The organism is Bacillus sp. JJ864 (genome assembly GCF_036963045.1).
Taxonomy (GTDB): Bacteria; Bacillota; Bacilli; order Bacillales; family Bacillaceae_G; genus Bacillus_A; species Bacillus_A pseudomycoides_C.
This window is the reverse complement of sequence record NZ_JBALLY010000180.1, coordinates 1-2,608: the sequence shown is the minus strand read 5'-3', so window position 1 is coordinate 2,608 and position 2,608 is coordinate 1. Positions and strand designations below refer to the sequence as shown.

The 2,608-nt window shown below is 28.4% G+C and carries 5 protein-coding genes; all 5 read right to left on the bottom strand.

What is annotated here, in order from left to right:
* Positions 1–252: 252 nt before the first annotated feature.
* Positions 253–483 carry a hypothetical protein gene (locus tag V7024_RS21910; protein ID WP_335523885.1) on the bottom strand — a complete coding sequence of 77 codons (231 nt, stop codon included), beginning with the start codon at positions 481–483 and terminating at the stop codon, positions 253–255.
* A gap of 20 nt (positions 484–503) precedes the next feature.
* Positions 504–713, bottom strand: coding sequence for a hypothetical protein (locus V7024_RS21905; RefSeq protein ID WP_098634858.1), 210 nt, complete (start codon positions 711–713; stop codon positions 504–506).
* Positions 714–865: 152 nt separating this feature from the next.
* Entirely contained in the window at positions 866–1,318 is a 453-nt protein-coding gene (locus V7024_RS21900; RefSeq protein WP_335523882.1) for a vacuolar protein-sorting protein 36, read from the bottom strand.
* 39 nt (positions 1,319–1,357) lie between these two features.
* A complete protein-coding gene (locus V7024_RS21895; protein ID WP_098780938.1) occupies positions 1,358–1,816 on the bottom strand; it encodes a hypothetical protein in 459 nt (152 codons plus the stop codon).
* A gap of 28 nt (positions 1,817–1,844) precedes the next feature.
* Entirely contained in the window at positions 1,845–2,519 is a 675-nt protein-coding gene (locus V7024_RS21890) for a hypothetical protein (protein WP_335523878.1), read from the bottom strand.
* Positions 2,520–2,608: the final 89 nt, after the last annotated feature.

Below are 2,608 nucleotides of genomic sequence, written 5' to 3'. Positions count from 1 at the left end.
TTTTGGAACATACCAAAACATAATCACCGCCAAAAGCAAAGCGAAATAATTAACAATCCCTTTTATAAAAATATCTAAAAGAATTCCTACTGGTAAAATCAACATAAACCAAAACAATAATATGTGCATTAACTTTTTACTAAGTGACCTATAATCCATTATAATTATCTCTCCTTTCAAAAGTAATTATTATAATTATAGGCACACATTAAATAGTTATACTTAATATCATTAACTATTATAAATAATTTTTTAATTTGTTTTATTTGCTATATAATTTATAAGAAACCAGAAAAATAACATTAGAAAAATTGGAAGCACCATTAATTTTATCCTATTTAGTAATAATTCCATTCCCTTTTCAGGGTTTGATAAAGCTATAGACATTTCAAATGAAAAAGTCCATACCATCAACATAAATGTTGCAACAATTAATACAGAAACCGCACCAATTAAAATATAGTGATTAACTTTTTTCACCATTTTCTCTTTTCCCCCAGTCTCTATTGTTTATTTTCTGTCCTAACCTCATAAAACATAAAAAGAACTACAATGATTGCTGAAACACTAAAAGTAATAACACAAACAGTTTGAATCATTTTATAAGTAGCCACAAATGACAGTCCAAATAATCCACCACTAACAACAAGTATCCCTATAAATAAAGCTGTAAGCCCTTCTATCTTTGAAATAGGTTTATTTTCAAACTTCATTGTCTTATCTTCCCCTTTTTTAACTAACGTTTTTGTTTTTGATTAATGTTAGAAAAATATCTTAGAGCAAAAAGACCAACTGAAACATAAATTAAACCTAAAACACTTTCAACTAAACTCATGTTTCATTCCCCTTTATTTAAAAAATTAAATTAATCTTCATTTTCAATAAAATAATACCCTTGATTTGAGAATAATTTTATGCGTTCTAAATGTTCTATTATCCTACAATTCAATTCTGGTATGGTTTTATACCCTCCATTCCGCCCATCAAGATCATCTAATTCCCACAACATATTTTTCTCACCATTAAAATCTTCAAACTCTGGATTAATTCCTTCTTTTAAAATTTTTATGGCTTCTTCACAAGCTTTAGCTATCTTAACAGGAGAAACTAATTCTAATTCCTTTGAATTCGGTGGTTCAAATTGACTATATATCGGTATATGTATTTTATAATGAGCAAATACAGCTCTTAAAGTTCCACATGTTGCATATCCAATACCTAAATTCTTTTCATCAAAAAAACAAATCATATCATCGAAATCATTTTCTTCATGTTTTACAATTTCGTATCTTTTAAAACAAACCCAAGATACTCCCATAGAATATCATTCTCCTTTTCTAATTTAATATTAAATTAATTACAGCAAATCAATATTTAATTTCTTTTGTTTTTCCATAAAGTATCTCATTTTCGCTTCCTTACGATTAAGCGGTAATACTTTTTTCACCAAAAACGAAACCTTAATATCTGTTCCTAGCAAAATAATATCCGTATATTCTACAATCTTGAATTGTTCTTCTTGATAGGGAACAGTTCTTCCTATTTGAAGGTGTTCGAAACGTTTATCATTATACTTATATTGAACATTTAGCTTAATCAATCCTTGTTCTGGATAACCTATTTGTTTTGAAATAAAATCATACGCTTCTAAATTTTGAACTGTATACCAAATAGATAACTGTTGTCCATAGATTTTAAATTGTTCGATACCAATAATTACATACAATTGATTTTGAACCTCAATTGTTTCTCCTATTCTCTTAGGTTGATTAAATAACCTTATAGTTGCCTTTATAGAGGTAATTAATTGACTCATTTCTTCACCTACCCTCTTTAGAGTATTTTTAATTAATAATTCTAAAATACATCTTGCCATTCTCACGCTTACATTCGCACCAATCACTATTCCATTTTGCTTGCAAAGTGGCTATTAAGCTTGGTTTTGGATTAGCGTAATGTGTCTCACAATAAGTCAATATTTCATCAATCGAAGCCCATTTTTTATGTTTACCGAAACGTAAATAATCCTTAATATTTGCAATCATAATTGAATAATCAGTAGCACCTTCTCCCCCTTTAACACCACCAATTTGTGTTGTATGATAGTCCTTAATATAATTTCGTATTGGTTTAAAACCTTTCTTTTTCAATTCATTCGGAAGACGATTATATTTTGCTGGAATAGATATATGAGCAATTATTTCATCTGAAAACCTGTCTTTTCCTATTTCGAGTAACCCTATTTTATTTTGCTCTAAGATTTTTTTTACACAGTGAGGTGTATGACCTTTTCGTTCTGGAATCGCAATATAAACATAATGGCCATGATTTAATCTATCTAGCGCCTGATCTATTAATTTAAAACTTAATGTTGTTTTTAATTCAACGATGACATCACAAACGCCATTTAGACCTAAAACATCATACCCTAAAACTTCTCCATAAACATTTGAACAACCATTTTTAAGTAAAAATGACTTAACAGGAGCAAATAAGTCTGATTCCTTTAATTTCCCCATTAGTTATCCACCCTTCCCATTCTTATAATTATTTGTTAAATCCCAGAATATCATTACATATATTATACCATTATATACACTCAATGTAT